This window comes from Neobacillus drentensis (assembly GCF_036966985.1).
Classification (GTDB): Bacteria; Bacillota; Bacilli; order Bacillales; family Cytobacillaceae; genus Neobacillus; species Neobacillus drentensis_E.
Map to the genome: position 1 here is coordinate 1 of NZ_JBALSN010000591.1, position 2,081 is coordinate 2,081.

The 2,081-nt window shown below is 32.4% G+C and carries 4 protein-coding genes; 2 read left to right on the forward strand and 2 right to left on the reverse strand.

Annotated elements, in window-relative coordinates:
* Nucleotides 1–189: 189 nt before the first annotated feature.
* Entirely contained in the window at nt 190–420 is a 231-nt protein-coding gene (locus tag V7659_RS28540; RefSeq protein ID WP_335543433.1) for a hypothetical protein, read from the reverse strand.
* A 99-nt stretch (nt 421–519) separates the two neighbouring features.
* A complete protein-coding gene (locus tag V7659_RS28545) occupies nt 520–969 on the reverse strand; it encodes a peptide deformylase (protein WP_335543434.1) in 450 nt (149 codons plus the stop codon).
* Between the two features lie 499 nt (nt 970–1,468).
* Between V7659_RS28545 and V7659_RS28550 the strand changes: the two genes are divergently transcribed.
* Complete coding sequence (locus V7659_RS28550) at nt 1,469–1,696, forward strand: hypothetical protein (protein ID WP_335543435.1); 228 nt, start codon at nt 1,469–1,471, stop codon at nt 1,694–1,696.
* 68 nt (nt 1,697–1,764) lie between these two features.
* A partial coding sequence (locus V7659_RS28555; RefSeq protein ID WP_335543436.1) for a hypothetical protein occupies nt 1,765–2,081 on the forward strand: 317 nt, incomplete at its 3' end.

Here is a 2,081-nt window from a genome sequence, read left to right on the forward strand (position 1 = left end):
TTTTGACACGGAAGCGGTGTTTATTCATGTTACTAAATTTTTTGAAGCACCAGAGGCATCTGAGGGTTTAAATATTTTAGAGTTTAGCGGAAAAGAATAACAAGGAGTTCAATGATTCGTGGTATAGAGTAACTTTTGTTCTGGGAGGTGCTCTATATGATATAAAATGAATTGTGATTAAGAAAAGTTTCAATGTATATATGTTAAAATCGATGTAACTTTGTGAAGTGATACACTTAAACTAACGGGTGCTAGAGTTGAATAAGACCAGGTTGCTGCGGCAGCCTTTTTTCTTGTTCCACTACCGTGGCAGAAATCTATTTTTTCATTAATTTGACGAAGAATATGATTTGAAGGAACAAACATATTTAAATCAATAAATTCAAGTTTACTTTGATATTCATCTTTACGACCCATCATAAAAAATTCCCCTAATAAAAAACCTGTATAGAAAAAATTCTATTCAGGTTTTAGAAAATCCTATTATTTTTGTCAACAGCCCCAAAATCCGTTGCCTTTTTAAAATGCCTGCAAAGTTTTGCTTGTAAAAAGAATTCCTTCCAAATGATCAAATTCATGCTGGAATACAATCGAATCCATACCTCCCATCTCACGGAATATCCTTTCACCAAAGATTGATAAATAGGAAATCCTTATCATGAGGTAGCGCTGAACAATCCCTATAATCCCTGGGAGAGAGATACATCCTTCGCCAGATGGTAATGAGTTGGGTGTTGGATCAAGTATATCAAAACTTGGATTGATTAAAATTTCTGTTCCTGTTGTAAATCGAGCAACAAAAGCCCGTTTTGATACGCCGACTTGCGGTAATGAAATTCCTAATACATGTGGCGAATTTTCCACGAACGTTTTCATTTCATTCAAAAGTGGAGTTACACTATAAATGTGTTCAACATCCATTGCTTTTTGAAACAAAATTGGGTTTGGAAATGTAAGAATGGAAAACATATCATCACCTTTCGTCTGAGATAAATATTTTCAAAAAAAAGTCCTTTATAAAATGTATTCGAACGGAAGAAAAAAATAATAGGAAATCAAATTGACAATAAACATTATTAAAAAACTTGTATCGATTTATAAATCAATACAGGTTTTTAATGGTTTATAGTAATTCTTTAGTGGAACAAAGGGTTGCAGCGGCAGCCTTCTTTTTTATTGAACTAAAGGGAGGATAGTTGAAGAAGAAGTTGGGAACTTTAATGGAAAATATTTCACAATTGTAGTACAAAGAGGTAATAGTATGGGGCAAATAAGGTTACTGATTTCAGCAATTTTATCTTTGGTTGTATCAATATTGAATTTTACAGACCACAGATATGTATACGGTACATCTGGAGCAATTATTTTTGTTTTTGTGTTAATTGAACTGATAAAACAATTAAGAAGCAAAACTAAAAGATAAGTTCAGAACCTAACGGGTGCGATGGTAAAAAACAATGGAGGACTTATGAAAATAGAAGAAAAAGATGACCTAGTTATTATAGATGGATTTGAAATAGAAGGTTTTATTGATAAAACACAACATTGCTCTATTTGTAATTTCAACTTGGTGTACTATGAAGATTTTGATGCTTATTTTTGCCCACATTGTAACTACTGGGCTGAATCTCAATGCAGTGACCCTAACTGTCATTATTGTCCTAACCGACCTGAAAAACCTTTACCAGTCAAATAAGGTTCTTGAACTACCGGGTCAGGATAGTTTAATAATAATACTTACATAATAATAGCGGAGGTGTTGGAATGATTACGGTTAAAAATGCAGAAAGCTACCTTAAAGATAAGATTGGTAATGATTCCGATGATATAAAAAAAACTTGGGAAACATTTAAGGATTTTTGTAAAGAACCAGTTGAGGGAGAAGAAGATAAAGAAATTTTATTTCAATGTGGTGTTTATGATTTTACTGGAGAGGAACTATTTCATTTTGATTTTGTACGTCAGTTTACTGTTTATGAAGAAGACGAGTATTCGAATATGAAACAACTTCATTGTGAATTTTTATTTAAACCAACAGTTGAGTTAAGAAAGTTAGAGGTATCAGAATGGTCAATGGATTA

Coding starts and splice junctions, on each gene's coding strand:
- V7659_RS28540 (WP_335543433.1), bottom strand. CDS start 420: ATGATGGGTCGTAAAGATGAATATCAAAGTAAACTTGAATTTATTGAT.
- V7659_RS28545 (WP_335543434.1), bottom strand. CDS start 969: ATGTTTTCCATTCTTACATTTCCAAACCCAATTTTGTTTCAAAAAGCA.
- V7659_RS28550 (WP_335543435.1), top strand. CDS start 1,469: ATGAAAATAGAAGAAAAAGATGACCTAGTTATTATAGATGGATTTGAA.